At 71.0% G+C, this 24,461-nt stretch carries 24 protein-coding genes and 1 pseudogene; 14 read left to right on the top strand and 11 right to left on the bottom strand.

Annotation, left to right across the window (positions count from 1 at the left end; genetic code table 11):
* Positions 1-66 precede the first annotated feature (66 nt).
* The 3 genes from ACIPSA_RS43665 to ACIPSA_RS43655 are packed head-to-tail and all read right to left on the bottom strand — an operon-like array spanning position 67 to position 2,563.
* Positions 67-819 carry an FAD:protein FMN transferase gene (locus ACIPSA_RS43665; RefSeq protein WP_402645789.1) on the bottom strand — a complete coding sequence of 251 codons (753 nt, stop codon included), beginning with the start codon at positions 817-819 and terminating at the stop codon, positions 67-69.
* Positions 820-1,212, bottom strand: coding sequence for an FMN-binding protein (locus ACIPSA_RS43660; protein ID WP_402645786.1), 393 nt, complete (start codon positions 1,210-1,212; stop codon positions 820-822).
* Positions 1,213-1,225: 13 nt separating this feature from the next.
* On the bottom strand, positions 1,226-2,563 hold the full coding sequence (locus ACIPSA_RS43655; RefSeq protein ID WP_402645783.1) for a ferric reductase-like transmembrane domain-containing protein: 1,338 nt from the start codon (positions 2,561-2,563) through the stop codon (positions 1,226-1,228).
* Between the two features lie 151 nt (positions 2,564-2,714).
* Between ACIPSA_RS43655 and ACIPSA_RS43650 the strand changes: the two genes are divergently transcribed.
* Together ACIPSA_RS43650 and ACIPSA_RS43645 are read left to right on the top strand one after the other, a co-directional pair.
* Complete coding sequence (locus ACIPSA_RS43650) at positions 2,715-3,407, top strand: response regulator transcription factor (RefSeq protein ID WP_402645781.1); 693 nt, start codon at positions 2,715-2,717, stop codon at positions 3,405-3,407.
* Positions 3,404-4,879 carry a sensor histidine kinase gene (locus ACIPSA_RS43645; protein ID WP_402645778.1) on the top strand — a complete coding sequence of 492 codons (1,476 nt, stop codon included), beginning with the start codon at positions 3,404-3,406 and terminating at the stop codon, positions 4,877-4,879. Before ACIPSA_RS43650 ends, ACIPSA_RS43645 begins: the two co-directional genes overlap by 4 nt.
* 629 nt (positions 4,880-5,508) lie before the next feature.
* Here the strand turns inward: ACIPSA_RS43645 and ACIPSA_RS43640 are convergent.
* Positions 5,509-6,237: pseudogene (locus ACIPSA_RS43640) on the bottom strand (ATP-dependent helicase); the annotation flags it as partial.
* Positions 6,238-7,791: 1,554 nt separating this feature from the next.
* Here ACIPSA_RS43640 and ACIPSA_RS43635 point away from each other — a divergent pair.
* Both ACIPSA_RS43635 and ACIPSA_RS43630 read left to right on the top strand, forming a co-directional pair.
* Positions 7,792-9,909 carry an RNase A-like domain-containing protein gene (locus ACIPSA_RS43635; protein ID WP_402645918.1) on the top strand — a complete coding sequence of 706 codons (2,118 nt, stop codon included), beginning with the start codon at positions 7,792-7,794 and terminating at the stop codon, positions 9,907-9,909.
* Between the two features lie 21 nt (positions 9,910-9,930).
* Positions 9,931-10,587, top strand: coding sequence for a contact-dependent growth inhibition system immunity protein (locus ACIPSA_RS43630; RefSeq protein ID WP_402645774.1), 657 nt, complete (start codon positions 9,931-9,933; stop codon positions 10,585-10,587).
* A 5-nt stretch (positions 10,588-10,592) separates the two neighbouring features.
* Here ACIPSA_RS43630 and ACIPSA_RS43625 read toward each other — a convergent pair whose 3' ends face one another.
* The gene (locus ACIPSA_RS43625; RefSeq protein ID WP_402645771.1) at positions 10,593-11,024 is read right to left on the bottom strand and encodes an ATP-binding protein; all 432 of its coding nucleotides are present in this window, start codon (positions 11,022-11,024) and stop codon (positions 10,593-10,595) included.
* 151 nt (positions 11,025-11,175) lie between these two features.
* Between ACIPSA_RS43625 and ACIPSA_RS43620 the strand changes: the two genes are divergently transcribed.
* Together ACIPSA_RS43620 and ACIPSA_RS43615 are read left to right on the top strand one after the other, a co-directional pair.
* Positions 11,176-12,024, top strand: a complete 849-nt coding sequence (locus ACIPSA_RS43620) for a helix-turn-helix domain-containing protein (protein ID WP_402645768.1) — start codon at positions 11,176-11,178, stop codon at positions 12,022-12,024.
* Positions 12,021-12,209, top strand: coding sequence for a DUF397 domain-containing protein (locus tag ACIPSA_RS43615; RefSeq protein ID WP_402645766.1), 189 nt, complete (start codon positions 12,021-12,023; stop codon positions 12,207-12,209). The genes ACIPSA_RS43620 and ACIPSA_RS43615 overlap by 4 nt, the downstream gene beginning before the upstream one ends.
* A 731-nt stretch (positions 12,210-12,940) precedes the next feature.
* Here the strand turns inward: ACIPSA_RS43615 and msrB are convergent.
* The 4 genes from msrB to ACIPSA_RS43595 all read right to left on the bottom strand — a co-directional run bounded on the left by msrB (position 12,941) and on the right by ACIPSA_RS43595 (position 16,357).
* Positions 12,941-13,348 carry a peptide-methionine (R)-S-oxide reductase MsrB gene (msrB, locus tag ACIPSA_RS43610; protein ID WP_402645764.1) on the bottom strand — a complete coding sequence of 136 codons (408 nt, stop codon included), beginning with the start codon at positions 13,346-13,348 and terminating at the stop codon, positions 12,941-12,943.
* Positions 13,349-13,361: 13 nt separating this feature from the next.
* A complete protein-coding gene (gene murC, locus ACIPSA_RS43605) occupies positions 13,362-14,753 on the bottom strand; it encodes a UDP-N-acetylmuramate--L-alanine ligase (RefSeq protein WP_402645761.1) in 1,392 nt (463 codons plus the stop codon).
* Positions 14,754-14,851: 98 nt separating this feature from the next.
* On the bottom strand, positions 14,852-15,325 hold the full coding sequence (locus ACIPSA_RS43600; RefSeq protein ID WP_402645916.1) for an indole-3-glycerol phosphate synthase: 474 nt from the start codon (positions 15,323-15,325) through the stop codon (positions 14,852-14,854).
* A gap of 156 nt (positions 15,326-15,481) precedes the next feature.
* The gene (locus ACIPSA_RS43595; RefSeq protein WP_402645760.1) at positions 15,482-16,357 is read right to left on the bottom strand and encodes a pyrimidine reductase family protein; all 876 of its coding nucleotides are present in this window, start codon (positions 16,355-16,357) and stop codon (positions 15,482-15,484) included.
* 37 nt (positions 16,358-16,394) lie between these two features.
* Here ACIPSA_RS43595 and zapE point away from each other — a divergent pair, with 37 nt between their 5' ends.
* The 8 genes from zapE to ACIPSA_RS43555 all read left to right on the top strand — a co-directional run bounded on the left by zapE (position 16,395) and on the right by ACIPSA_RS43555 (position 22,888).
* Positions 16,395-17,501, top strand: coding sequence for a cell division protein ZapE (zapE, locus tag ACIPSA_RS43590; protein ID WP_402645757.1), 1,107 nt, complete (start codon positions 16,395-16,397; stop codon positions 17,499-17,501).
* 184 nt (positions 17,502-17,685) lie between these two features.
* Positions 17,686-18,081 (top strand): hypothetical protein, encoded by a 396-nt coding sequence (locus tag ACIPSA_RS43585; protein ID WP_402645755.1) that lies wholly within the window; start codon positions 17,686-17,688, stop codon positions 18,079-18,081.
* A gap of 75 nt (positions 18,082-18,156) precedes the next feature.
* Complete coding sequence (locus ACIPSA_RS43580; RefSeq protein WP_402645753.1) at positions 18,157-18,735, top strand: carbonic anhydrase; 579 nt, start codon at positions 18,157-18,159, stop codon at positions 18,733-18,735.
* An 8-nt stretch (positions 18,736-18,743) separates the two neighbouring features.
* Entirely contained in the window at positions 18,744-20,243 is a 1,500-nt protein-coding gene (locus ACIPSA_RS43575; RefSeq protein WP_402645750.1) for a SulP family inorganic anion transporter, read from the top strand.
* Positions 20,244-20,360: 117 nt separating this feature from the next.
* On the top strand, positions 20,361-21,227 hold the full coding sequence (locus ACIPSA_RS43570; protein WP_402645747.1) for a slipin family protein: 867 nt from the start codon (positions 20,361-20,363) through the stop codon (positions 21,225-21,227).
* Positions 21,163-21,717, top strand: a complete 555-nt coding sequence (locus ACIPSA_RS43565; protein WP_402645744.1) for a YbhB/YbcL family Raf kinase inhibitor-like protein — start codon at positions 21,163-21,165, stop codon at positions 21,715-21,717. The genes ACIPSA_RS43570 and ACIPSA_RS43565 overlap by 65 nt, the downstream gene beginning before the upstream one ends.
* 127 nt (positions 21,718-21,844) lie before the next feature.
* A complete protein-coding gene (locus tag ACIPSA_RS43560; RefSeq protein WP_402645741.1) occupies positions 21,845-22,687 on the top strand; it encodes a polysaccharide deacetylase family protein in 843 nt (280 codons plus the stop codon).
* An 18-nt stretch (positions 22,688-22,705) separates the two neighbouring features.
* Positions 22,706-22,888, top strand: coding sequence for a hypothetical protein (locus ACIPSA_RS43555; protein WP_402645739.1), 183 nt, complete (start codon positions 22,706-22,708; stop codon positions 22,886-22,888).
* Here ACIPSA_RS43555 and ACIPSA_RS43550 read toward each other — a convergent pair.
* On the bottom strand, positions 22,880-23,551 hold the full coding sequence (locus tag ACIPSA_RS43550) for an ABC transporter (protein ID WP_402645736.1): 672 nt from the start codon (positions 23,549-23,551) through the stop codon (positions 22,880-22,882). The two genes, ACIPSA_RS43555 and ACIPSA_RS43550, sit on opposite strands and share 9 nt — an antisense overlap.
* On the bottom strand, positions 23,548-24,444 hold the full coding sequence (locus tag ACIPSA_RS43545) for an ATP-binding cassette domain-containing protein (protein ID WP_402645734.1): 897 nt from the start codon (positions 24,442-24,444) through the stop codon (positions 23,548-23,550). The genes ACIPSA_RS43550 and ACIPSA_RS43545 overlap by 4 nt, the downstream gene beginning before the upstream one ends.
* Between the last annotated feature and the right edge of the window lie 17 nt (positions 24,445-24,461).

The following is a 24,461-nucleotide window of genomic DNA, read 5'->3' as shown; positions in this document are numbered from 1 at the left end:
GCCGCACCACGCAGCGGGCTGTACCGCCTGGATGCAGCGGGCTGTACAGCCTGGACGCCTCCGGCGTCAGCCGGCCCCGGCGAGCGGCACCCCCGCCGTACGGACCACCCGCCGCCCGGCGTCGACCGCGAACACCTCGCAGCCCGCCCGGGCGGCGGCCCATGCCACGCCCTCCGCGCCCAGCGCGAAGGCGGCCGTGGCGGTCGCGTCCGCCTCGGTCAGGGTCGGGGCCACGACGGTCAGGCTGAGCAGTCCGGTCGCCGGGCGTCCGGTGCGGCCGTCGACGATGTGGTCGCCGCGCTCGTACCGCCCGGAGGTCGCCACCGCGCCGTCGGTGATCCCGAGGACCGCGCACAGCCGGTCGGCGTGTTCGGGGTGCCGTATCCCCACCCGCCAGGGTCCGCCGGCCGCGACCACGTCACCACCGGCGTTCAGGCAGAACCGCCTCGTCCCGGCCGCCGCCAGCAGCTCCGCCGCCCGCTGCACCGACCAACCCTTCACGACCGCGCACGGGTCGAGGCCACGGCCGGGCAGGCGGGCGTCGAAGGCCCCGCCCGTCGCGACCCGGTACTCCTCGCACAGGGCGAGGACCTCGGCGAGGTCCTCGCTCACCGCGTCGGCGCGCAGCTCACCCCGGTCGAGCCGGGACACCTCGCTGTCCGCCTTGAAGGGGCTGAAGCGGGCGTCGACCTCGCGCAGCCAGGCGAACACCGCGTCCGCGGCCTCCTCACCGACGCCCTCGCCGACGCCCTCGCCGACGTCCTCGTCGTCGATGCGCAGCGAGACCGGGAACCCCATGACGTGCTCGACCCGGCGCACCTACGCGCCCGCCTCGTCCAGGGCCGCCTGCAGCGACTTCTTGTAGCCCTCGCTGGTGATCGTGGCGCCGGAGACGGTGTCGATGTCGGCGCTCTGCGCCTTGAGGGTCTCCTTGATCAGCGCCGGTACCGCGCCCTTGGTCTGCGGGCTGTTCGGCTGCTTGAGCATCCGTACGGAGCCGATCCGGTCACCGGCGAAGGTCACCTCGACCTGTACGTCGCCCTTCTCGGTGCTGACGGTGGGGCCGGCGACGACCTGGGCCGAGGCACCCGACGAGGGCGTCGGCGCGGCCGCGGCCTGCGTGGTCGACGCGCTCTCCTGGGACGGCTCGTAGCGCCACAGCGGAATCAGGCCCGCGACGGTCAGCGCCAGGACGGGCAGTGCTCGCTTCACGTTCGTGTCCCTCTCATCCCGCCAGGCTGAAGCGCTCGAAGTGGATCTGCTGCTTGGGTACGCCCATGTCCGTGAGGCTGCGGAGCACCGCACTCGTCATCCCGGGCGGTCCGCACACGAAGACGTCGCGGTCGCCGATGTCAGGCGCCAGTCGGGCCAGTTCGCGGGGCGCCAGCAGGTCCGGAACCACCGGTCCGGTGATCAGGTGCAGCTCGGCGCCCTTGGCGGCGGCCAGTTCGGACAGCTCCTCGTAGAGGACCGCGTCCCGGTCGGTGGCGACCCGGTAGATCAGGACGGCGTGGCCCTCCAGGTCCTCCAGCAGGGCGCGGATCGGGGTGATGCCCACGCCGCCCGCGATGAGCACGGTGTCGGGGCGGGTGCGGTGCAGGGTGGTGAAGGCGCCGTAGGGTCCCTCGGCGAAGACCCGGGTGCCGACCTTGAGGTGGCGCAGGGCCGCCGTGCCGGCGCCGGCGGTCTTCACGGTCAGCCGCAGCTGGCGACCGTCGGGCGCGGCGGACAGCGAGAAGGGGTTCGCCTGCCACCAGCGGTCCCTGGTCAGGAACCGCCAGAGGAAGAACTGCCCGGCCACGGCCGGCAGCCTGTCGAGATCGCGTCCCGTGACGTACACCGACACCACGCTGTCGGACTCGGGCACGACGGCGGACACGCGCAGTTGATGCCGCAGGTTCCGCCACAGCGGGAGGACGAGACGTCCCACGAGCACCGCGCCGAGGGCCGCGCCCCACACCACGTACCAGTAGGTCTTCGCGGCGGACGACGCCGTGAACGTCGTACCGACCGCGACCTGGTGGGTGAAGGCCAGGACCACCGCCAGGTAGGTGTACAGGTGGATGAAGTGCCAGGTCTCGTACGCCAGTCGGCGCCGCGCCCAGCGCGCCGACACCGCGCCGACCGCCATGATCAGCAGGAGGGCGACCACTGCGCGGAGCACGCCCTCGGTGGTCTCGGCGAGGTCGACGAGCTGGTTCACCGGGTCCGTGGAGGACAGCTGGGCGTAGCCGAGGCTGATGAACACCATGTGCCCGACCAGCGTCCACAGCAGGCCGAAGCCGGTCCAGCGGTGCCAGGAGGTGAGCCGGTCCATGCCGATGCGCCGGTCGAGCCACGGCAGCCGGGCCACCAGCAGCAGCTGAAAGGCCATGAGGAGCGCGCCGTACAGCCCCGTGAGGCGGCCCAGCACCAGCAGGGCGTTCGAGCCGAAGCCGGCCTGGACGAAGAAGACGGCCACCACGGCGGCGTTCACGGCCAGCAGCGCGTACAGGCCGGTGCGCGCCACCACCCTGGGGCGTATCGCCGTGGGGGGCGCAGGGGGTGATTGGAGGGTCGTCACGGAACGGCAGCTCCTCGATCGGGTCCTGGGACTCGAGCTTCGCCCGGAGAAGCTGTCGTTTTCCTGTCGGACCACTTTCAACTGGTTATCGATGTGGCCGGTGGGGGTGGGCGGGTCTGGCGCCGGAAGCGCGGTGGCGCAGTATTGAGCGGTGGACAAAGTACGACTCCTCGTCGTGGACGACGACCCGCCCATCGCCGACCTGGTCGCGACGGTCGCCCGGTACGAGGGCTGGGAGGCGGTCACCGCGTACTCCGGTGAGGAGGCGCTGAGTCTGGCCGCCGGGTTCCGTCCGGACATCGTCGTCCTCGACCTGATGCTGCCGGATGTCGACGGCTTCGGCGTGCTCGACCGGCTGCGCTCCTCCGGGACGATGGTGCCGGTGGTGTTCCTGACCGCGCGTGACGGCGTCGCCGACCGGGTCGCGGGGCTGACCCGGGGCGGAGACGACTACCTGGTCAAGCCGTTCGCGGTGGAGGAGCTGATGGCCCGGCTGCGCACGGTGCTGCGGCGCAGTGCCGGGCCCGGGTTCCAGCGGTCGGTCCTGCGGGTCGCCGACCTGACGATCGACGAGGACACCCGGGAGGTGCGCCGCGGCACCCGCCTGCTCTCGCTCACCCCCACCGAGTTCGAGGTGCTGCGCTATCTGATGCGCAAGTCCCCGGCCGTGCTCACCAAGGCACAGATCCTCGACCACGTCTGGGAGTACGGCTTCGGCGGCCGCTCGAACGTCGTCGAGCTGGTCGTCAGCCGGCTGCGCCGCAAGCTCGACGAGACCGGCGGGGAGCCGCTGATCCACACCGTGCGGGGCTTCGGGTACGTCGTCCGGCAGGCGGCCCGGTGATCGGCCAGCTGCGGCGGACGTACGGCAGGCTGCGCCTGGGCACCCGGCTTGCGCTGGGCCTGGGCGCGCTGTCGCTGGTCGTCTTCGCGGTCGTGGGCACGGCGCTGACGACGTACATGCACGACTACCTCCAGCGGCAGCTGGGCGAGCAGCTGAAGCTCGTCCAGGTCGTGCAGACCAAGGACGCGTACTCGCACGGGACGGTGCGGCGCCAGCCCTACTACGGCTGGTACACCGCCGTGTTCGACGTCACGAACGGCTCGGCCGAGCTGCGCAGGCCCGCCGACGCGCCGCCCGACACCCGTGCGCTGGCGGCGCTGGCCGAGGCGCGGGCGCACTCGTCGCTGGAGGTGTTCCGCACCGCCCGCATCGACGGCGAGGGCACCTACCGGCTGCGGGCCTGCGAGGTGGAGCCCGGGGTGGTGCTGGTCAGCGCGGCGCCGATGGCGGGCGTCGAGGAGACGGTTCGGCGGCTGGTCGCGGTGCAGGTGGTGGCGTTCGCGCTGGCGCTGCTGGCCCTGGTGGTCTTCGGCCGCACGATGCTGCGGCGCGGTCTGAAACCCTTGAGCGACATGGCCCACACCGCGCACGGCATCGCCTCCCACGACCTGACCGAGTCCGCGGCCCGGCTCCCGCTGCGCGCGGACCGGCCCGGCGGCGGCCCGGAGGTCGAGGAACTGCGCACCGCGTTCAACACGATGCTGGAACACATCGACGCCTCGCTGGCGGTGCGCGCGGAGGCCGAACAGCGGCTGCGCCGTTTCGTGGCGGACGCCTCCCACGAACTCCGCACGCCCCTGATGTCGGTACGGGGCTACGCGGACCTCTTCCAGTACGCGGCCGCCAACGAGCCCGAGGAACGCGACCGTCATCTGGCCCGGCTGCGTGCCGAGGCGGCCCGCATGGGCGTACTCCTCGACGACCTGCTGCTGCTCGCCCGCCTGGACGCGGCGGAGGTGGAGGCCCCGCTGCGCCTGGAGGACACCGACCTGACGGAACTCGTGCGCGAGGCGGCGGACGCCTTCCGCGCGGGCCACCCCGGCCACCCGCTGACGGTGACCGCCGGCCCCGGTCCGGTGAAGCTGCGCCTGGACCCGGTCCGTATCCGCCAGGTCCTGGACAACCTCCTCACCAACGCGGCTGTGCACACGCCGGCCGGCACCGAGGTGTCCGTGGCGGTCTCGGTCACGGGCGACACGGCGTCGGTCCGGGTCGCCGACGCGGGTCCCGGCATCCCGGCCGCCGACCGGGCCCGGGTCTTCGACCGCTTCTACCGCGTCGACAAGGCCCGCAGCCGGGACCGGGGCGGGAGCGGGCTGGGTCTTTCGGTGGCACGGGCACTGGTGGAAACGCACGGCGGAACCATCGGGCTCGGCGGGGAAGAAGCGGCGACGGCGTTCACGGTCACTCTGCCATTCGGCGCGCCTCGCAGGGACGGCAGGCCGTCCGACCGCAGCGCCGCCGGTTCCTGACGGCCGGGACCGGCCGGCGCGAGTCGTGCCGCGGGCCGGGAGGCGGGCCAACTCGGCGGGCTCCGGACGCGGTTCGGTGCTGTCGCGGACAAGACGTCGGGCCCGGGGTGCTGAGCCCCCAGCGGCCCAGCGGCCGTCGGGCAGCAGGCCCGCGTTCCCGGTGACCGACTCGTACCCGGTGACGATCTCGACGGCCCTGTGCACGACGGCCGACGCGCCGCCGGCCAGCCGTGCGGCCGACCGCGCCAGTTCCGCGCAGGTCGTCCCCTCGTCGAGCGTCGTACCGATCCCGCCCGCCGCAGTCCGCAGCTCCTTCAGCCCGTCCTCACGGCCCTTGCCGTCGACCGCTCCGGAATCCCTGCTGCACTCCACGACGGCCGGGATGCGATGCTTGTTCCATCGCGGCCGATCGCCGCGGAGGCGATTCCTGGCCGCATGCACGCACGGCTAGCCTGACCCGGTCCTCGACCTGGCAGGCTGGTGCCGCTACCCGACCCTCAATCTGGGATACCGGCTACACCGGCACGCAGAGCGGGGCTCTGAGGTGGACCCCCGCTCATGTCGGCTGACAGCAGGCCACGTAAATCCCCTGCGAAGTTACGAACGCAAGCCGGACAGGGCCAGGTGTCTCATCCTGGACGCATGACGAAGCGCACGGGTTCGGAGAGTACCCGCGCTGCGGTTTCCAGATCCGCCAGCCGCCTCGCCAGCGTCGATTCGGCGAGCCGCGGCGGCAGTGCATCGGCGAACTTCAGCCCTCTGACCGCCCGCTCGTCGACCTCCGGCAGGCACAGGTGCTCGGCCGCCGCGGTCGACGTGTGTTTCCACGCGTCGGAGGTGAGGTCCTCACGCAGGCGGATCCAGCAGTCGTTGATCTGCTGGGCGGGTATGGCGACCTCTCCGAGCGTGGAGGCAAGCGTGGCGTTCGTCCGGTGGCCGGCCCATGTCCACCACTTCACGTACCCGCCCGGGCCGCAGTTGATCACGGTGCCGCCGGGGTGCACCTCTTCAAGGAAGTGCTCTCGTGCCTGGGCCAGGTACTTCTCCGCGCGCGAGGTGAGATCAACCAGGGGGTTCGCACCGAGAAGAACCTCTCGCACCGCGCGTGCCAGCTCGAAGGAGATGCCGAAGTCGAATCCCGCCCCGCTCCACTTGGCCCGGCCTCCTCCGTCGACGGGCTCGACGAAGCACCGCTTGCGCTTCCAGTCGATGTACGTGACCTGCCAGCTCCGCCCTGCGAGGAGCAGCCGCCGGGGCCCGTCGATCTTCTCCGTGAGCAGGCTCGGGTCCGTCCTGCCGATCTCCCTGCGGCCTTGCAGCACGGTGAACTGGGGCGGCGAGGTGAAGACCGCCGTGAGACCTCGTCCTTCGACGACTCGACGATCTTGAAGGCGTCGTCCCGGGCCTGTTCCATGCCCGGCTTCGGCGCGAGCACGCGGTGCTTGATGATCTCGACGAGGTTGCTGTCCTCGAGATCGACGACGTCCAGGCGCCCGGCGAGGTATTTGATCTGCTGCTCGAGGTTCTGCACGTCGGCGCCGGCCACGTCCGAGCCGATGAGCTGCGACAGGTCGCGCTGCCGGGAGATGAACGACACGATCGGCACCGGCCGGTCGCTGTCGCCCGATTCGATCAGCTTCACCAGCCTCTGCACCTGGTCGCGGACGAAGTCCTGCTCACCCATGTGCGCCTGCAGCCACAGGATCAGCTCGTCCAGGAACAGCACGATGCCGTCGTAGCCGAGCGACTTGGCGTGCCGGGAGATGACGGACAGCCCGTTCTCCAGCGGCAGGAAGGCGTCCTTGTCGCCGCGGGCGCCCTCCGCGTACGAGGCCATCGGCCCGGACAGCAGGGCGGACACGAGCGCGTCGCGGTACGGGTCCCCGGCCTGGGCGGCGAAGGCGCGGTCGAGGTCGGCCGAGGTCCAGCTGCTCCGGTCCGGGGCGTCACCGGCGTCGAGGACCTCGAGGTCGTCCTCGTCGTCCTCGTCCGCGGCCGTCACGGCACCGCCGGGGGCCACCGCCAGCGCGCCCTCCCCCAGCCACCGCACGAACTTCGCGTCGTCGGCGAGGAACTCGCGCTGCCGGTGCGCGTCCGTAAGCACGGCGTCGGCCCGGTAGACGGCGGGCGTCGGCTTGTCCTTGTGCCGGTTGCGGACAGCCTGCACATACCCGCCGAGCAGCGCGGAGTCCAGGTCCGTCGCCCCGACGAGGTGGTACGGCACCATCATGAACCGCCGGTCGCGCAGCCAGTCGTCGTGCTCGGCGATCACTTCCTGCAGGCGCGGCTTGGCGCGGGCCGCCGGGTTGTTGTTCAGGACCGCGTGCAGCACGGTCAGGAAGTGGCTCTTACCGGCACCGAAGGAACCGTGCAGGTAGGCGGCGTGCGAGTTGCCCGACCGGACGGCCGTCCCGACGAGCCCGAGAGCCTTGCGGAACGCTTCCTGGAGCTGGTCGGTGACGACGTACTCGGCGACCCGGGCATCGGTCTCAGTGAACCCACCGGAGAGCTCGATCTTGAAGTCGCCGGCATGGACGTCTTCCTTGATGTCGATGACATCCCGCAGGAAGAGCTCGCTGGTGGGCATTCGGCTCTCGTTCCCTCACCCGACGGCACCCGGATCACGCTGCATCGTGCGCGACCCCCAATCTTGCCAGTCTTGGCATGCCTTGCGCCCAGGCCAGATGCAAGTTCCGTGACCTGACGACCACGCTGTGCGACACCCGAGTGCGGGACTGTCGCTCAACGTGACGGGAGGGGTGCCTGCGGCGAGGACGGGCGGCGTCCAGCGGGATCGCCACGGTGTCCGAGAAGTGCTCCGCCGTAGGCGGGGGGCTTGCGGCGGGCGTGCATCCCGTTCACTGTCGCGATTCGATCGCCGCTTTGGTACAGGGGGGCCTGGGGTGACGTTGATGATGGCGGTGGCGGCCGTCTGGGGCGTGCTGCAACTGTTCGCCGTTTCCTGGCCGACGCGTTCGGTGCGCCTTTCGACCGTGCTGCTGGCGCTCGCGGTCGGGGTGTACGGGTGCGGCGTGGCGACGGCGTTGGTACAGCTCGCATACACCCGCCTCTACGCGCACCAGTCGGCGCAGTCGCTGGTGACGGTGGTGAACACCACCAGCTACACCGTGGCTCCCTGGGTGGAGGAACTGATCAAGGTCTCCCCGCTGCTGCTGGCCGGGCTGAGCCTGAAGGTTCGCCGCCAGTGGGGCCTGACCGACTTCGTGGTGCTGGGCGCGGCGCTGGGAGCCGGTTTCGGCCTGCTGGAGGCGGTATTGCGGTACGGCCTGGACGCGAACCGGGCGATGGCCCGCGACGGGGGCTGGATCATTCCGGACAGCTTGTCCCCGCCCTATGTGCCCGGCCCGGGGCAGGTGCTCACGGCCTGGCTCCCGGCACCGTTCAGTCAGCTGGACATGCTCGGCCCGCCGGGCACGGAGACCTTCACCCACCTGGTGTGGACGGCCATGGCCGGTTTCGGGGCCGGGCTGCTGTGGCGGGCGCGGGGCTGGGTGCGCCTGTTGTCGGTGCCCCCGATCGTGGCCGCTGCCGCACATCACACGCTGAACAACTACGCCCTGCAGAAACCCGGCGGCTGGGCCACACAGTGGGTCGAATCCCTGGACGGCAAGGCGTGGGCGGCACCACTCGTGTGCCTGGCCGTCGCCGAGGTTGTGGACCTGCGCCATATACACCGGGGCAGGCGTGCCGCGCCGGACGTGCTGCTCGCCTCTGAACGCGCCGACGGCGACAGCCTGGGAGCCCTCCTGCGATACGCCACCTGGCGTCTGCCATGGAGCCTGCTGATCGCCCTACGCTACGTCAAGCTGCGGCGCTCCCTGCTGTACGCCATGGCGTCGACGCCGCTCGGCACCACTGAGGAACTGCGTGCGGTGGTCGCCGGGATCACCGCCCGGATGGAAGCGTCCGACAACCAGCGCGCATGGCAGACGCTGAACATCCGCGCCCTGCTGAAGGCAGCCCGAACGGCCCGCAGTTCTCGACGGCGGTGGCTGCTGGTGATCCCGTGCGTCTTGGTGCTTCCCTCGTTACTTTTCCTGGGCGTCGGCTCGTTCACCTCCACCGCCGGCCTCCAGAAGTTCTTCAGTACCGGTTCGGGGCCGAGGATACTCATGGGATTCGGCATCGCCGCCCTGGCCTGGATCGCCTACCAGCTCATCACCCTGCTCCGCACCTGGCGGACGGCGTCCGCCCAGCCGATGGCGGAACTGCTGGCGGTCCACCGCTTCCGCCTCGGGACCGCGCTGGGGGCGGCCACCACCGGCGCGCTGCTGCTGTGGCGCGGGTTCGGGGCCGCGGGCCCCGACGGCAGAGCGATCCACACGTTCCATCTGCTCGACGCGCTCAACACCTTCCTGGTCTACCTCGGCTTCGCCCTCCTCTTGCTCTCCCTGCTCGCCCTGTTCCCTCCCGGAGGTCTCGCGCTCGCCGGAGGCGAAGTCGCCGGGGCCCTCACAGCGGAAGCCGCCCTGAATGCCGGCGTCCTCGGTGCCGCCGGGATCGTCCTCATGGCGCTGGGTGCGTCGGATGGCTCCGGCGGGGACTACAACGCGTGGCCGAGGAGCAAACGCAAGGGGCGCGTGAAGCCCGAGCACCGCGCGGATGTCCGCGGTGACGAGGGCAAAAGCCTTGGCGGCAGGAGCAAGGCTCATACGATCAAGAGGCATGTCGACAAAACCATCGACGACATGCGCAGGCGTCTGCGTGAAGACCCCAGCCTTGGCTCGGACTCACGTTACGTTGACGTCGACGCGGCCCAACGCTTCACCGACGAGACTCTCGCCACCGTAAGGAACCAGCGGAAGATATCCGCCTGGCTGGCCAAGGGTGCGAAAGCACCGCTGCGACTGGATGCAAGGTTCGAGGAGAACACAGGACTCCACCTCACCCGTTACGACTTCACCCACGGGCAGCCGACGAAATGGGTGAAAGGGGTTCGCGTCATCCTGAAGGCCGACCCGTCGGCGCCGTCTGGATACCGCGTCCTCACCTCGTTCCCCCAGCCCTGACACGCGCGCTTGGAGCAACCCATGAGTCAGGCACTTCCGCCGGGCCAGCGATTCCATGAACTCAGCAGTCTGCTGGAGGCCTATGCGTGCACCGGCTTCACGTTCTCCGACACACCAGAGACCCCGGGCCCTGGCCTGGACTCTTATCTCAGGATCACCGCCCGGGATCCCGCACGCGCCGCAACGGCGGTACAGCAGATCGACGACCTGCTCTCGGCCGGGCTCTTCTCCGAGGAGATCGCTGACGACGTGGAGAACCTGCCGCGCATCCGCCCACCGATGGGGACAAGCGTGGAGGACTGCCTGCGCATCGCCAGGGACCATCTCCACCGACTCTTGCAGGACCCGTCACGCGTTCCCCAGGCGAACCCGCAGAACGCCTGGGAATGGAACGAGCGATTCCCCGAGGTGAGCCAGTTGCTCGGGGCCTACTTCCACCGGGATTTCTCCTACATCTACGAGTCTCGCGATGAGGCTCTCGATGAGTACGTCAGCCAATCCGAACCGGAGGATCGTGCACGGGCAGCGCGAGAGCTCGGTGAACTCCTGGCCATGGTTTCCTCGGACCAGGAACTCGGCGATGCGGCGACGGCCTTGGGGCTCGACCTTTTGCCCCCGCAGGGGATGTCGCTTCGGCAGTGGCTGGAGTCGGTCCGCCAGAGGATCGCCGCGGCTTAGCGGATTCAGATCTCGATCTCGGCCCAGGCCGTCTTGCCCGGGCCGGGCTCGGTCTCGACGCCCCAGCGGACGGCGAGCGCGTCGACCAGGAGGAGGCCGCGGCCGGTGTCGGCTTCGCCGCCGGGAGGGGTGGACGCGAGAACGGGGAGGCGTTCGCCGCGGGCGTCGGCGATCTCGATGCGGATCTTGTCCGGCGTGTGCGTCAGGCGCAGGGCGAAGTCCCGGCCGGCGACGCGGCCATGGAGGACGGCGTTGGCGGCGAGCTCCGCGACGATCAGGGCGGCGGTGTCGGTGACGTCGGAGCCGTACGGGACTCCCCAGGCGTCGAGTTGGTGGGCGGTGAGTCGCCGTGCGAGTCGGGCGCCGCGGCGGGTGGCACTGAGGCGCTGACTGAACACACGTACGGCGACCGGGGCTTGGGCGTGGGGAGCTGTCATGGAGGCCAGCGTTCCGCCGAGGCGAGCGGTTCAGCCAGGCACGACACTGGTACAGCCGCGTTGTACTGGTTCACTCACTGGACAGGGTTGGTGACGTGTCGTAACCATGGGCGGGTTGAGCGCGCGTGGTGGGAACGGGAGGTGGCCGGGCGTGGTGGACGTCGAGGACGCGGGGGCCGGAGCCGGAGGCAGTGAACCAGAGGCGTCGGACAGCCTCAAGACCTTCGGCGCCGTCCACAAGGCGCTGCGGGAGACGGCAGGGCTCACGCAGGAGGAGTACGCCGAGGTCGTCGGCTACTCGGTCCACGCCATCGCCAAGCTGGAGCAGGGCAGGCGCTTTCCGCAACCGCGGTTCATCGAGCGGGCCGGGGAGGTACTGGAGGCGCCGCGTGTTCTACGGGCAGCGGCGCGGAATCTGACGCGGAGGCAGGGGTTGGCGTCGTGGTTCCAGCAGTGGGCGGGGATCGAGGAAGAGGCGATCTCGCTCTATGCGTATGAGTGCCGGGCGATTCCGGGGTTGTTGCAGCCGGAGCCGTATATCAGGGCGATCTTCCAGAGGCGGTTGCTGCCGCTGACGGAGGAGCAGATCGAGCGGCAGGTTGAGGCGCGGTTGGAGAGGCAGCGGTTGCTGGTGGAGAGGCCGAACACGGCGTTCAGCTTCGTCATCGAGCAGGCGCTCATCGAACGACGGGTAGGCGGCACAGGGGTCACCAGGTTTCTCATCGACCACCTTTTGAAGACCGCGCATCTGCGTAACGTAGAGATCCAGATCATGCCACTGCGGCAAGAAGATCACGTAGGTGTCGACGGGCAGATGTACCTTGCGGAGACGCCCGATCATCAGTGGATCGGGTACACCGAAGGGCAGCAGTCAAGCGTCCTGATCACCAGTCCGGAAGACGTGAGCGCGATGCTCCAGCGTTATGGCAAGCTGCGTCAGCAGGCTCTCGGCCGCGAAGCCAGCATGAGCTTGCTGGAGCAGATGCGAGGAGCGTTATGAGCAGCACCGAACTGGACTGGTTCAAGAGCAGCTACAGCGGCAGTTCCGGGGACAACTGCATCGAGGTCGCCGTGGACGAGTCCATCCACGTGCGCGACTCGAAGCAGCGGGAGCTGGGACAGCTCGCCCTCTCCCCCGCCGCTTGGTCGGCGTTCATCGATTACGCGGCCAACACCCAGGCCTGAAGTCGTCTATCGCGCTTGGTGGGCCGAGCTTTCGCGCAGTGGCCCACCAAGGCGTATGCGGACTACTCGATGTCAAGTGCAGGCTGCTCTGGAGCCGCCGTCGGCTTCTTCGGGGCGGCGGCCTTCCGCCCCCGCGTCTTCTTCACGGGGCGCCAGGCCTTCAGATCCGCACCGTGAAAGTGCAGTCGCGGGCCAGATTCGAGCGCTCGCCGACCGGACGGACCTGACGTTACGTCAGTTGGCGCCGTCTGCTGCGCGGCGCTGCCAACCGTGACGCGGCCTTCTCCGAGGCCAGGGCCGTAGGCTCCGCGCCGGCCATCTCGGCCAAGACCCCTACCTGATGACCAGTCAGGCCAGCAAGGGAGTCGCGCAGGCCGATTGGGCACGTGACCTGTATCTTCGCCGTGATCGCTGTTACACCACACGGCGGGACACGACCCCATCCCATGGATCCGAACCAGCCCGACGGCGTCTCCCGCCGCTCATCTCCTGGGACTTTTCAGGGACTCTCAGCTCTGCCTGAGGGACTTCCGATGGACTTTCGCCGCCTGACGCGGCAAGCCCCCGAAAGATCGGAAAGGACCTCCGACGCAGGTCAGAGGCCCTTTCCCAGGTAAAACCGCAGGTGGCGGCAGACGAGTCGGGCTGTTCGCCGGGTTCTGGCCCCTTCGAGGACATGCCATAGTGCCGATTCCGGCCAACCCCCGAAGGCGCCGTCGACGAAGCCCGCGTCAGTCCTCGTCCGGCGTCATCCGCAGGGAGATGCTGTTGATGCAGTACCGCTGGTCGGTCGGGGTCGCGTACCCCTCCCCCTCGAAGACGTGCCCGAGGTGGGAGCCGCAGCGGGCGCAGCGCACCTCCGTGCGCACCATGCCGTGCGAGCGGTCCTCCAGGAGCTCGACGGCGTCGGTGTCCTTGGGGTCGAAGAAGGACGGCCAGCCGCAGTGGGAGTCGAACTTCGTCTCCGAGGTGAAGAGTTCGGCGCCACAGGCGCGACAGGAGTAGACGCCCTTGGTCTTGGTGTCCGTGTACTCACCGACGAAGGCCGGCTCGGTGCCGGCCTGGCGCAGGACGGCGTACTCGGCCGGGGTCAGCTCCGTGCGCCACTGCTCGTCCGGCTTCTCGACGTCGTACGACATGAGTGTCAGCCCCTCACTGCTGCGACAGGTGTTCCAGGATCCGCGGGCCCAGGTCGGTCACGTCGCCCGCGCCCATGGTGAGAACGAGATCACCGGGCTTCGCCATTCCCGCGATCACCGAGGGGACCTCCGCCTTGTCGTGCAGGGCCATGACCGCCGCGCCCGCCGCACGTGCCGACTCGATGATCAGGTCGCTGGTCACGCCGGGGATCGGGTCCTCGCGGGCCGGGTAGATGTCCAGGACGACGGACTCGTCCGCGAGGGCGAGGGACTCACCCATCTCCTTGCCCAGCTCCTGGGTGCGGGAGAACAGGTGGGGCTGGAAGACGACCAGAATGCGGGCCCCGCCTGCCGCCGCGCGCATCGCCTCCAGGTCGGCGGTCATCTCCGTGGGGTGGTGGGCGTACGAGTCGATGACCTGGACGCCGGCCGCCTCGCCCTTGAGCTGCAGGCGCCGCTTCACACCCGTGTACGCGGCCAGGGCGGGCGCCAGCTCCGCGACCGGGACACCGAGCGCCACGCCCGCCGCCAGCGCGGCCACCGCGTTGTGGGCGTAGTGGCGGCCGGGGACGGACACCGTGAAGGTGAGCTCCGCGCCGTCCAGGAGGACGGTGACCTCGCTCTTCAGGCCCTGCGGGACGACGGACAGGATGCGCACGTCGGCGTCCGCCGACTCGCCGTACGTCACCGTCCGCACCGAACCGGCCAGGCGCTCGGTGAGCTTCCGGGCGCCCTCCTGGTCCGCGGCGATCACCAGCGTGCCGCCGGGCACGATCCGGCCGGCGAAGGTCTCGAAGGACTCGTAGATCTCTTCCATCGAGGCGTAGTTGGCGTGGTGGTCGAGCTCGACGTTGAGGACGATCGCGACCTCGGGGGCGTACTTGTGGAAGCTGCGGTCCGATTCGTCCGCCTCGGCGACGAAGATCTCGCCGTCGCCGTGCAGGGCGTTGGAGCCGGGGGCGTCCAGGTCGCCGCCGATGGCGTACGAGGGGTCCAGGCCCAGCTCGGACAGGGAGACCGCGAGCATCGACGTGGTGGTCGTCTTGCCGTGGGTGCCCGCGACGGCGATCGGGCGCAGGCCCTCCATCAGGGCGGCGAGGGCGTCGGAGCGGTGGATCACGGGGATGCCCAGCTCCTCCGCGCGCACCAGCTCCGGGTTGTCCTTGCGGATCGCCGAGGACACGACGACACAGCCGGCGTCGTCGGCGAGGTGCTCGGCCGCGTGCCCGATGTGCACGGTCGCGCCCAGCGCGCGCAGCGCCTGGGCGGTCTCCGAGTCCTTCGCGTCGCTGCCCGCCACCTTGGCCCCGCGCTGCGCGAGGATCTTCGCGATGCCCGACATTCCGGCGCCGCCGATGCCGATGAAGTGCGGTCGGTCCATGGCGGTAGGAAGGCCCGGGGCCATGTGCGTCTCCCTGGAGTGGTGCGGCGAAGCGAACATTCAGCGCACCACCATATGGCCCCGGCGCACCCAATACCTATTAGGTCCGTTACGGCGGCCGGTCACACCTTGCTGTGCGAGAACAGCTTGAGCACCGGTACGCCGACCTTGTGGCGGGCCCTGGACGCCCAGTCCCGGTGGAAGAACTCCTCCACGTAGTGGGGGTCGGTCAGGACGATCACCTCGTCCGCGCCGACCTCGCCGACCAGGGTCTTCAGGGCGTCCAGCGGGTGGTCCTCGACCAGCCTGCCGTCCGCCTCGGCACCCGCCGCGCGCAGCGCTCTCAGGGACACCTCCAGGGCCTGCTGGGCGGGCTCCTTCGCGGCTTCGCCCTCGGGGGTCCCGCGCTCGTGTGCCGCCTCGTCGAGCTCGCCGAGCGCGATGTCGTCGATCGCCCGCAGAAGGCGGTCGGCCTGGTCGCCGCGCGGCTGGAGCAGGACACGGAAGGCGACCTGCTCCTCTCCGTGCAAAGTGGTGACGAACTCCACGTCGGCGGACGTCAGGGCCTTCTCGATCATCAATACGCTTGTGAACACCAACGCCCCATTCTCCTTCGAGGACCCGTGTGGGCCCTCTCTCCTCCGTGGGCCGTGCCAGACCCTGCGGAAACCATCCTGCCCCGTGATCGCACCGGTACTGCCGGATTCAGTGTGCCCGTCGAACGCAAATCGGAACGTCGCATTCCGCCCATTTCAGGACCGACGGTAGCGACTGAACAGGAACCCGGCCTCCTCCAGGAGGGACACGAGCTCGAAGCGTCGGGGAACCGCGAGCGACGGCCCCCCGGCGATGCGCTGGGCGTCTCCCGCGGTGAGCATCGGCGAGATGCTCAGGCACAGCTCGTCGAGCGTCCCGGAGGCGATGAACTGCCCCAGCAGCCGGGGGCCGCCCTCGGTGAGCAGCCGGGTGTGGCCGAGGACGGCGAGGGCCTGCACGGCACGCGCCGGATCCACTCCGGCGCCGTCGCCCGCGATCACCACCCGCGCGCCCGCCTTCTCGGCGGCGGCCACCCGCTCCGGGGCCGCCGCGGCGCCGGTCAGGACGAGGGTGGGCACCTCGGGGGAGGTGAACAGCGGGAGCGAGTAGTCCAGGTCCAGGCTCGCGGTGACGACCGCGATCGCCGGCGCCGGGGCCTGCCCCGCCGCCTTCCTGGCCGCCGCGAACTCCGCACGCGCGCGTGCCGGGCGGTACCCCTCCAGCCGTACCGTTTCCGCACCCACGACGACGACATCCGCCAGTGCCCTCAGCGTGCCGAAGATCCGCATGTCCGCCGCGCTGGAAATAGGCTGCGACCGGCCCTCGTGCTGGCCGGCACCGTCGAGCGTGGACACCATGTTGGCGCGCAGCCAGGGCTCGCCGGTCGCCGGCGCCGGGTACGCGTAGGCGGCGGCGAGCTCGGCCAGGCTCCACTCACGGTCGACGAGATCCGCGGGGGCACGACCGGCCGGGGCACCCGGCTCACCAGCCTCCCTCGCCCCACCGGTCCCTCCGGCACCGGAGGTCCCAGCGGCGTCCCCACCTGAGGTCCGGGCTGCTGTTTCGTCGATCACAGGGAACAGGCGTCGCATGCCGTGCAGTGTGACACGGCGCTTAGCATGGGGAACCGTGTCGTCCTCCACCGCCGCGTCCAGCCTCAGTCCGATAGCCGACGCGACCCCGATGTCCCTGTGCGCCCGCGAGCCGCACGTCCCCGCGGACCGGCTGGTCGCCGAGATGGTGCCGCCGCCGCGCTTCGACTCGGTCCGCTTCGCCACGTACATACCGGACCCGAACCAGCCCAGCCAGACCGAGGCCGTACGGGTCCTCGAAGCCTTCGCGGGCGGTCTCGGCGGGGCGCACGCCGTCGGCGGCGGCAGGCGCGGTTTCTTCGGATTCGGAAAGGCCAGGGCGCCGAAGGCGCCGGCCGGTCCCCGTGGTGTCTACCTCGACGGCGGGTACGGCGTCGGCAAGACCCACCTCCTCGCGTCCCTCTGGCACGCCACCCCGGCCGAGCCCGCGCTCAAGGCGTTCGGCACCTTCGTCGAGCTGACCAACCTCGTGGGCGCGCTGGGATTCCAGAAGACCGTCCAGACCCTGTCCGGCCACCGGCTGCTGTGCATCGACGAGTTCGAGCTCGACGACCCCGGCGACACCGTGCTCGTGTCGACCCTGCTCGGCAAGCTGGTCGAGGCGGGCGTCGCGCTCGCCGCCACCTCCAACACCCTGCCGGGCAAGCTCGGCGAGGGCCGGTTCGCGGCCGCCGACTTCCTGCGCGAGATCCAGGGCCTGTCCGCCCGCTTCCGCACCCTGCGCATCGACGGCGAGGACTACCGCCACCGCGGCCTGCCCGAGGCGCCGGCGCCGTACTCGGACGAGCAGGTGACGAAGGCGGCGTACGCCACCCCGGGCGCCTCGCTCGACGACTTCCCGCACCTGCTGGACCACCTGGCCAAGGTGCACCCCAGCCGGTACGGCGCCCTCACCGACGACCTGACGGCGGTGTGCCTCACCGACGTGCGGCCGGTGCCGGACCAGTCGACGGCGCTGCGGCTCGTGGTCCTCGCGGACCGGCTCTACGACCGTGAAGTCCCCGTGCTGGCCTCGGGGTTGCCCTTCGACCAGCTGTTCAGCGAGGAGATGCTGAAGGGCGGCTACCGCAAGAAGTACTTCCGCGCGATATCCCGGCTCACCGCACTGGCCCGGGACGCCAAGGGACTCGTGGCGGCCATCTAGCCCACTCGGACTCCACCGGTCAAGGGCTGGTTCAGGCCACGCCACCCGCACTTTTCACGCTCTCTTCCGCGCGACACATCGAGTTGACCCTGCAAACAACTTTGCAGGGTTAACGTGTTTCTTGACCATCCATTGACTAGTCTTTGGTGTGTGCGAGAAGTGTGAACTGCCGGAAGGGGGGCGCATGTTCCGAGGTACGACGGCCCGGGCCGTGATCTCGCTCCTCACCGCCGCCCTGCTCGCCCTGCAGCTCATCAAGGTCGCGGAAAACTTCGCACCTGCGCATACTTTCAGTCACACCGAGGCCAAGGCTCAGCCCGGATTCAAGCACTCCTCGAAGACGGCACGCGACGGTTTGGACACGTTCCGCGCGGTCGGCCGCTCCGGGGAACCGGCCGGCCCCCCACTGACCCGCGACCGCCATCGCACCGCCGCCCCCGGATGGGCGCACGAGCGCCCGCTCGCCGGCCGGAGCACGGCGGCCGCGCACCCGACGGCCACGAACGGCACCACGCACCACCGCACAGCAAGACCCTCGAGAGCCCTCTCTCCGGCCGCACTTCAGGTCTTCCGCTGCTGAGAGGCGGTTCAGCCCCGCCCCCACCACCGTCGTGCAAGCCCGACGCGCCACCGAGGCGCGCCAGGAGGTCACACCATGCAGCCCCTCATCGACAACGCCCGTACCTTCGGACAACGCCCTGAGGAGTTCGCCAAGCTCGCCGAAGGCCAGTCCCCGCAGGTGCTGTTCATCACCTGCTCCGACTCCCGGGTCGTCCCGGCCCTGATCACGGGCGCCCGCCCCGGCGAGCTCTTCGAGCTCCGCACCGCGGGCAACATCGTTCCCCCGTACGCCTCCGAGCACCCCACCGGCGAGGCGGCCACCGTCGAGTACGCCGTGGAGGTGCTCGGCGTCCGCGACATCGTCGTCTGCGGTCACTCGCACTGCGGCGCCGTCGGCGCGCTGGTGCGCGGCGACGACCTGACCGCCGTACCCGCGGTGCGCGACTGGCTGGCACAGGCCACCCCGCGCCCGGCGGGAGCGGCCGAGGACCCCGAGGTCGCCGAGGGCGTCCAGAGCCACGTACTGACACAACTGCTGCGACTGCGCTCGTACCCGTGCGTCGCCGAGAAGCTGGCGAAGGGTCGACTCGCCCTGCACGCCTGGTACTACGAGGTGCACACCGGCGCCGTACGGACGCACCGGCCGCAGACCGACACGTTCGAGGCCCTGTGAGCGCGCCGATGACCCCCGCGACCGTCACGGCCGTCAAGGCCGTCAAGGCCGTCAAGTCGAAGTTTCCTCATCTCAGGAAGGACTTCGCCGCCTCCCTCGTCGTCTTCCTGGTCGCGCTCCCGCTGTGCGTGGGCGTGGCCGTCGCCTCCGGTGTTCCGGCGGAGCTCGGACTTGTCACCGGCATCGTGGGCGGCATCGTCACCGGGCTGATGCGCGGCAGCAGCCTGCAGGTGTCCGGCCCGGCCGCCGGTCTGACCGTGCTCGTCTTCGAGGCGGTGCAGGAGTTCGGACTCGCCGTCCTCGGCGTGATCGTGCTCGCCACCGGTGTCCTCCAGATCCTCATGGGCGCGCTGGGGCTCGGCCGCTGGTTCCGGGCCATCTCGGTCTCGGTCGTCGAGGGCATGCTGGCCGGTATCGGCCTGGTCCTGATCGCCGGACAGCTCTACCCGGCGCTGGCCGCCAAGGCCCCGGCCTCGGGGCCGGACAAGATAGCCGGGCTGCCCGGGGCGTTCGCGGACGCCCTCGGGGACGGCAGGGCGCTGGCCTCGCTCGCCCTCGGCGCGGGCACGGTCGCCGTCCTCGTGCTTTGGAAGCACACGCCCGCGAAGGTGCGTACGGTGCCCGGTCCGCTCGCCGCGGTGGGCCTCGCCACGCTGGCCGCGCTCGCGCTGAGCCTGCCGGTGGCCACCGTCGAGGTGCGGGGGCTGCTGGACTCGGTCCAGCCGCCGCCGCTGAGCGCCTTCGGTGAACTGGCCGGCTTCGATGTGATCGGCACGATCGTGGCGTTCACCCTGATCGCGTCCGCCGAGTCGCTGTTCAGCGCGGCGGCCGTGGACCGGCTGCACGACGGGCCGCGCACCGAGTACGACAAGGAGCTGCTCGCCCAGGGCGCGGGCAACGCGGTGTGCGGGCTGCTCGGCGCGCTGCCGATGACCGCGGTGATCGTGCGCAGCGCGGCGAACGTCCAGGCGGGCGCCCGGACCAAGGCCTCCCGGGTGCTGCACGGCGTCTGGCTGCTGCTGTTCGCGGCCCTGCTGCCGGACGTGCTCGGCTACATCCCGATCCCGGCCCTCGCCGGCATCCTGGTGTACTCGGGCGCCAAGCTCGTCCCGGCGCGAGCGATCGCGTCCCTGTGGCGTGAGCACCGGGGCGAGGCGCTGATCCTCGTGGTCACCGCCGTGTCGATCGTCGTGGTCAGCATGTTCGAGGGCGTGCTCATCGGGCTCGCGCTCGCGGTCGTCAAGACCGCCTGGGAGGCCTCGCACATCCGGCTGGACGTCGTCGACAAGGGTGCCGGCCCCGTCGAGGCGTATCTGTCGGGCAACGCGACCTTCCTGCGGCTGCCGAAGATCCTCGACAGCCTGGAGGCACTGCCCCAGGACCGGCCGGTGCGCCTCGACCTGTCCGGACTGCACCACCTGGACCACGCCTGCCGTACGGCGCTGGAGAACTGGGCCGAGCGACACAGCGCGGCCGGCACGGAACCGGTGCGGATGACGGCGGTCTAGGTTCAGTACACCTGGGCGCCCGCCCATCTGGTCCGGGGCGCGGGGCGTGGCCCCGGACCAGACAGCGGGCATATCGTTATAGAAGTGGAAAAAGGGCCTCTTACGAGGGAGGTCGTCATGCTCCAGGAACTGATCGGGGCGATCGTCGCCGCCGGGGCCGTCGGTCTGGTGTACCTGGCTTCGGGTGTGCGGGTCGTCAAGCAGTACGAGCGCGGGGTGGTCTTCCGGCTCGGCCGCCTGCGTAGTGAGATACGCACGCCGGGGCTCGCTCTGATCATCCCGGCCGTGGACCGGATGCACAAAGTGAACATGCAGATCGTGACGATGCCCGTGCCCGCCCAGGAGGGCATCACGCGCGACAACGTGACCGTGCGGGTCGACGCGGTCGTGTACTTCAAGGTCGTGGACGCGGCAGCCGCGACCATCAACGTGGAGGACTACCGCTTCGCCGTCTCCCAGATGGCGCAGACCTCCCTGCGCTCGATCATCGGCAAGAGCGACCTCGACGATCTGCTCTCCAACCGGGAGAAGCTCAACCAGGGCCTGGAGCTGATGATCGACAGTCCGGCGATCGGCTGGGGCGTGCAGATCGACCGGGTCGAGATCAAGGACGTGTCGCTGCCGGACACGATGAAGCGCTCCATGGCACGCCAGGCCGAGGCGGACCGCGAGCGCCGGGCGAGGATCATCAACGCCGACGCCGAGCTGCAGGCCTCCAGGAAGCTGGCCGAGGCCGCGCAGCAGATGGCCGACACACCCTCCGCTCTGCAGCTGCGGCTGCTGCAGACGGTGATGGCGGTGGCGGCGGAGAAGAACTCCACGCTGGTGCTGCCCATCCCGGTGGAACTGCTGCGGTTCCTGGAGAGGGCACCGCAGCCGGTCGGTGACTCCGGGGTCTCCCACGGCTACGGTTCCGGGCATGCGCCGGAACTTCCTGACCGCAGTGCTGGTGACCACGATGGGCATCCTCCCAAGCTGCGGTGACGCCAAAGGCGGCTCCTCCGTCCCCACTCCCAGCGCCTCGCACCGCATCGCGGTGACGAGCTCCGCGTTCACCGAGGGCGGCACGATCCCGCGCCGCCACACCTGCGACGGCGAGGACGTCTCGCCGCCGCTCGCGTTCTCCGGTGTGCCCGCGGACGCCGGCGGACTGGCGCTCGTGGTCGAGGACCCGGATGCCCCGCACGGCACGTTCACCCACTGGCTGATGTGGGACATCGGCCCGCACACCACGGAGCTGGCCGCCGGGCAGGTGCCCCCGGGCGCCACCCAGGGCCGCAACGGCTTCCGGAAGACGGGCTACGGCGGCCCGTGTCCGCCCAGGGGCGACAAGCCGCACCACTACGTGTTCTCGGTGTACGCCACCGATCGGCCTCTGGACCTCACCGCCGGCGCCACGCCCGACGGCATCCGGCGCGCCCTGGCCGGCCACACGCTCGCCACCGGCACCCTGACCGGCCGGTACGGCCGCTGACCGGGCTGCCGGAGGGGCGGGCGCGCAGCCGGGAGGGCTGTCGGGCAGGCGGCCGGGCGGGTGACTCCGGTACGACCGGCGGGGCGCGTCGAGCGAATTGCCATATTTATGCTCATATCTTCATACGGTGTTCACTCTTGTACGACGTGTTACCGCCGTCTGCGCCCTGAGCGCCGCCCTGGCCGCCTGCGGTACCGCGGGCGCTCCGCACACCGCACACCCGGCCTCCGCCCGCCCCGCCCCCGCCGCCTCGAAGCCGCCCACGCTCGCCCCCGGCCCCGGCGGCCTCACCCCGGTCTTCACGAACGGCCCGCGCACGCCGGACAAGACTGTCGCCCTCACCTTCGACGCCGACATGACGGCCGACGAGGGGCCCCGAGCGGCCGCGGGCGAGCACTTCGACAACCCGGGGCTCATCGCCGCGCTCCGCGCGCTCAAGGTCCCGGCCACCGTCTTCATGACCGGCCGGTGGGCCGACGAGTACCCGGCCGAGGCTCGCGCCATCGGCCGCGACGCGCTGTTCGAGGTCGCCAACCACTCCTACAGCCACTACGCCTTCACCGGTGACTGCTACGGGCTGCCCACCGTCGCCGCGGACCAGATGCGGGCGGAAGTGGAGCGTGCGTACGCCGCCATCCGCAAGGCGGGCGTGCCGCGCCCCATGCCGTACTTCCGCTTCCCCGGCGGCTGCTACGACCACAAGGCGCTGCGCGCGCTGAGCGGCGTGGGCGTCACCGCCGTGCAGTGGGACGTGGTGAGCGGGGACGCGTTCGCGAAGGACGCCGACGCCGTCACCCGGCAGGTGCTGGACGGGGTGAAGTCCGGGTCGGTCGTCGTCATGCACTGCACCCGCAGCGCCGCCCCGACGACGGAGCGGGTGGTGCGCGCGGTCGTGCCGGAGCTGCGCAAGCGGGGCTTCCGGTTCGTGAAGGTGTCCGAGCTGATCGGGGAGACCGGCAGGCACCGGTGACCGGCCTACGCTGAAGGCATGAGCGACGAGGACTACTGCACGATCATCGACGCCGCGCAGCCGCCGGTCGCGGACGGGCCGCCGTACGCGGAGTGCGTGCTGTGCCGGAAGCCGACGGAGTATCCCGAGTCCTACAAGGGCATCACGCTGTGCCCCCGATGTGAATGGCAGGAGGCTCAGCGCACCGCCTGCTCAGGGTGACCGGCGGCTGGTGAGCGCGCAGGCCGTGGCGAACGCCGCGGCGGTCAGCAGGGCCGCCGCGGCCAGGGGCAGCAGCGGCACCGGGACCCGCCCGGACTCCGAGCCGGTGACCAGGCCGCTCACCGCCGCCTGTGCCGGGGAGCCCGCGACGACCACCGACAGCAGCGCGGCCAGCAGCATCGCGGGCACCGCCCGGCCGGGCGAGCGCAGCAGCGGCCAGTTCGTGAGCGCGCCGACGGCCGAGCCCAGCAGCGCGCACGCGAGGGCGGCCAGGACTCCGGCCGCACCCGCCTGGAGCGGCGGGACGTGGGCCCGGTGGCCGTTGGTCACCGGGTCGCTGATCAGGGTCACGGCCAGGGCGGCCACGGTGCCGAGTGCCGCCGACGCGAGGAGCGCCGCCAGGAGACCGGCCAGGTGGGCCTTGGCCGGTCCGGTCGCGGCGGCGACGCAGGCGCGGGCCGCGGGCGGCTCGCCGGTGACGCCGATCCGCACCAGCCAGGCGGCGACGGGCAGCAGGGCCGCCGCCGTGTAGCCGAGCGAGTCGAGCACCGGCTGGCCGCTCTGCACGCCGACCCCCAGGAAGACCGCGTACAGGATGACCGGCGGCAGCCAGCGCTGGGAGCGTACGAGGAGTGCGGCCTGGTAGCGCAGGAGTGCGGTCATGGGCGGCCTTCGGTGTCGGCGGGTATGTCGGGGGGTGTCGCGGGAGGTGTGTCGCCCGGGTGCAGGCTGACCACGTGCCAGGGCGGGCGGGCCGTGAGCAGGGCGCGGAGCAGGACGTCGGAGTGGGACGCGGGGACGGTGAGCCGGTGTGTGCCGGGCGCGGTCTCCGCGGCGGAGCCGACCGTCCGTGTGACGTCGGGGGGCAGCTGTCCGCCCGGCGGTCCCTGCACGGTGACGACGGTGTGCGGGCCGCCCGGCGGATCCTCCGCTCCGGTACGGCGGTCGAGGCCGCCCTCGACGACCGCGTACGTCGCGTCGGGCGCCCCCGCGAGGCGGCGCGGGTCGTGGTCGACGAACACCACGGCGCATCCGGCGGCGGTGCGCTCGGCGACCGCACGCTCCAGTTCCGCGCGGGCCGCGACGTCCAGGCCGGTCCAGGCCTCGTCCAGCACGAGCAGCTCCGGCTCCGCGAGCAGCGCCTGCGCCACCGCGACCTTCTGGCTGCTGCCCTTCGACAGCTGGGCCATCGGTGTGCCGGCGTGGGCGGCGGCGCCGAAGCGGTCCAGCCATTCGGCGGCGGCGCGGGCCGCCGTCCGGCGGGAGAGTCCGTGCACCGTGCCGAGATGGGTGAGGTAGCCGGCGGCGGTGAAGGGGAGCGCCGAGGGAAACCTCTCCGGGACGTACGCCGTGCGGGGGCGGCCGGTGATCCGGCCCTCCGTGGGGGCGTCCAGGCCGGCGAGGAGGCGGAGCAGGGTGGACTTGCCGGTGCCGTTGGCACCTTCCACCCGGGTGAGGGTGCCAGGGGTGATGGTGAGGTCGATGCCTCGTAACACCCAGGGGCCGCGTATGCCGTAGCGGCGGCCTACGCGGGCCAGCAGAAGATCACGTCGCATGGGGCTATTTTGGTCCG

The organism is Streptomyces sp. NPDC086549 (assembly GCF_044746205.1).
GTDB lineage: Bacteria > Actinomycetota > Actinomycetes > Streptomycetales > Streptomycetaceae > Streptomyces.
This window is presented reverse-complemented; position numbering and strand designations above follow the sequence as displayed.

Excerpts from the sequence above, each read along its gene's own strand:
- ACIPSA_RS43630 (WP_402645774.1), top strand. The coding sequence starts at position 9,931 with ATGAGTCAGGCACTTCCGCCGGGCCAGCGATTCCATGAACTCAGCAGT.
- ACIPSA_RS43615 (WP_402645766.1), top strand. The coding sequence starts at position 12,021 with ATGAGCAGCACCGAACTGGACTGGTTCAAGAGCAGCTACAGCGGCAGT.
- ACIPSA_RS43580 (WP_402645753.1), top strand. The coding sequence starts at position 18,157 with ATGCAGCCCCTCATCGACAACGCCCGTACCTTCGGACAACGCCCTGAG.
- ACIPSA_RS43575 (WP_402645750.1), top strand. The coding sequence starts at position 18,744 with ATGACCCCCGCGACCGTCACGGCCGTCAAGGCCGTCAAGGCCGTCAAG.
- ACIPSA_RS43625 (WP_402645771.1), bottom strand. The coding sequence starts at position 11,024 with ATGACAGCTCCCCACGCCCAAGCCCCGGTCGCCGTACGTGTGTTCAGT.
- ACIPSA_RS43635 (WP_402645918.1), top strand. The coding sequence starts at position 7,792 with ATGATGGCGGTGGCGGCCGTCTGGGGCGTGCTGCAACTGTTCGCCGTT.
- msrB (WP_402645764.1), bottom strand. The coding sequence starts at position 13,348 with ATGTCGTACGACGTCGAGAAGCCGGACGAGCAGTGGCGCACGGAGCTG.
- ACIPSA_RS43585 (WP_402645755.1), top strand. The coding sequence starts at position 17,686 with ATGTTCCGAGGTACGACGGCCCGGGCCGTGATCTCGCTCCTCACCGCC.
- ACIPSA_RS43555 (WP_402645739.1), top strand. The coding sequence starts at position 22,706 with ATGAGCGACGAGGACTACTGCACGATCATCGACGCCGCGCAGCCGCCG.
- ACIPSA_RS43550 (WP_402645736.1), bottom strand. The coding sequence starts at position 23,551 with ATGACCGCACTCCTGCGCTACCAGGCCGCACTCCTCGTACGCTCCCAG.
- ACIPSA_RS43595 (WP_402645760.1), bottom strand. The coding sequence starts at position 16,357 with ATGCGACGCCTGTTCCCTGTGATCGACGAAACAGCAGCCCGGACCTCA.
- ACIPSA_RS43545 (WP_402645734.1), bottom strand. The coding sequence starts at position 24,444 with ATGCGACGTGATCTTCTGCTGGCCCGCGTAGGCCGCCGCTACGGCATA.
- ACIPSA_RS43565 (WP_402645744.1), top strand. The coding sequence starts at position 21,163 with ATGCGCCGGAACTTCCTGACCGCAGTGCTGGTGACCACGATGGGCATC.
- murC (WP_402645761.1), bottom strand. The coding sequence starts at position 14,753 with ATGGCCCCGGGCCTTCCTACCGCCATGGACCGACCGCACTTCATCGGC.
- ACIPSA_RS43570 (WP_402645747.1), top strand. The coding sequence starts at position 20,361 with ATGCTCCAGGAACTGATCGGGGCGATCGTCGCCGCCGGGGCCGTCGGT.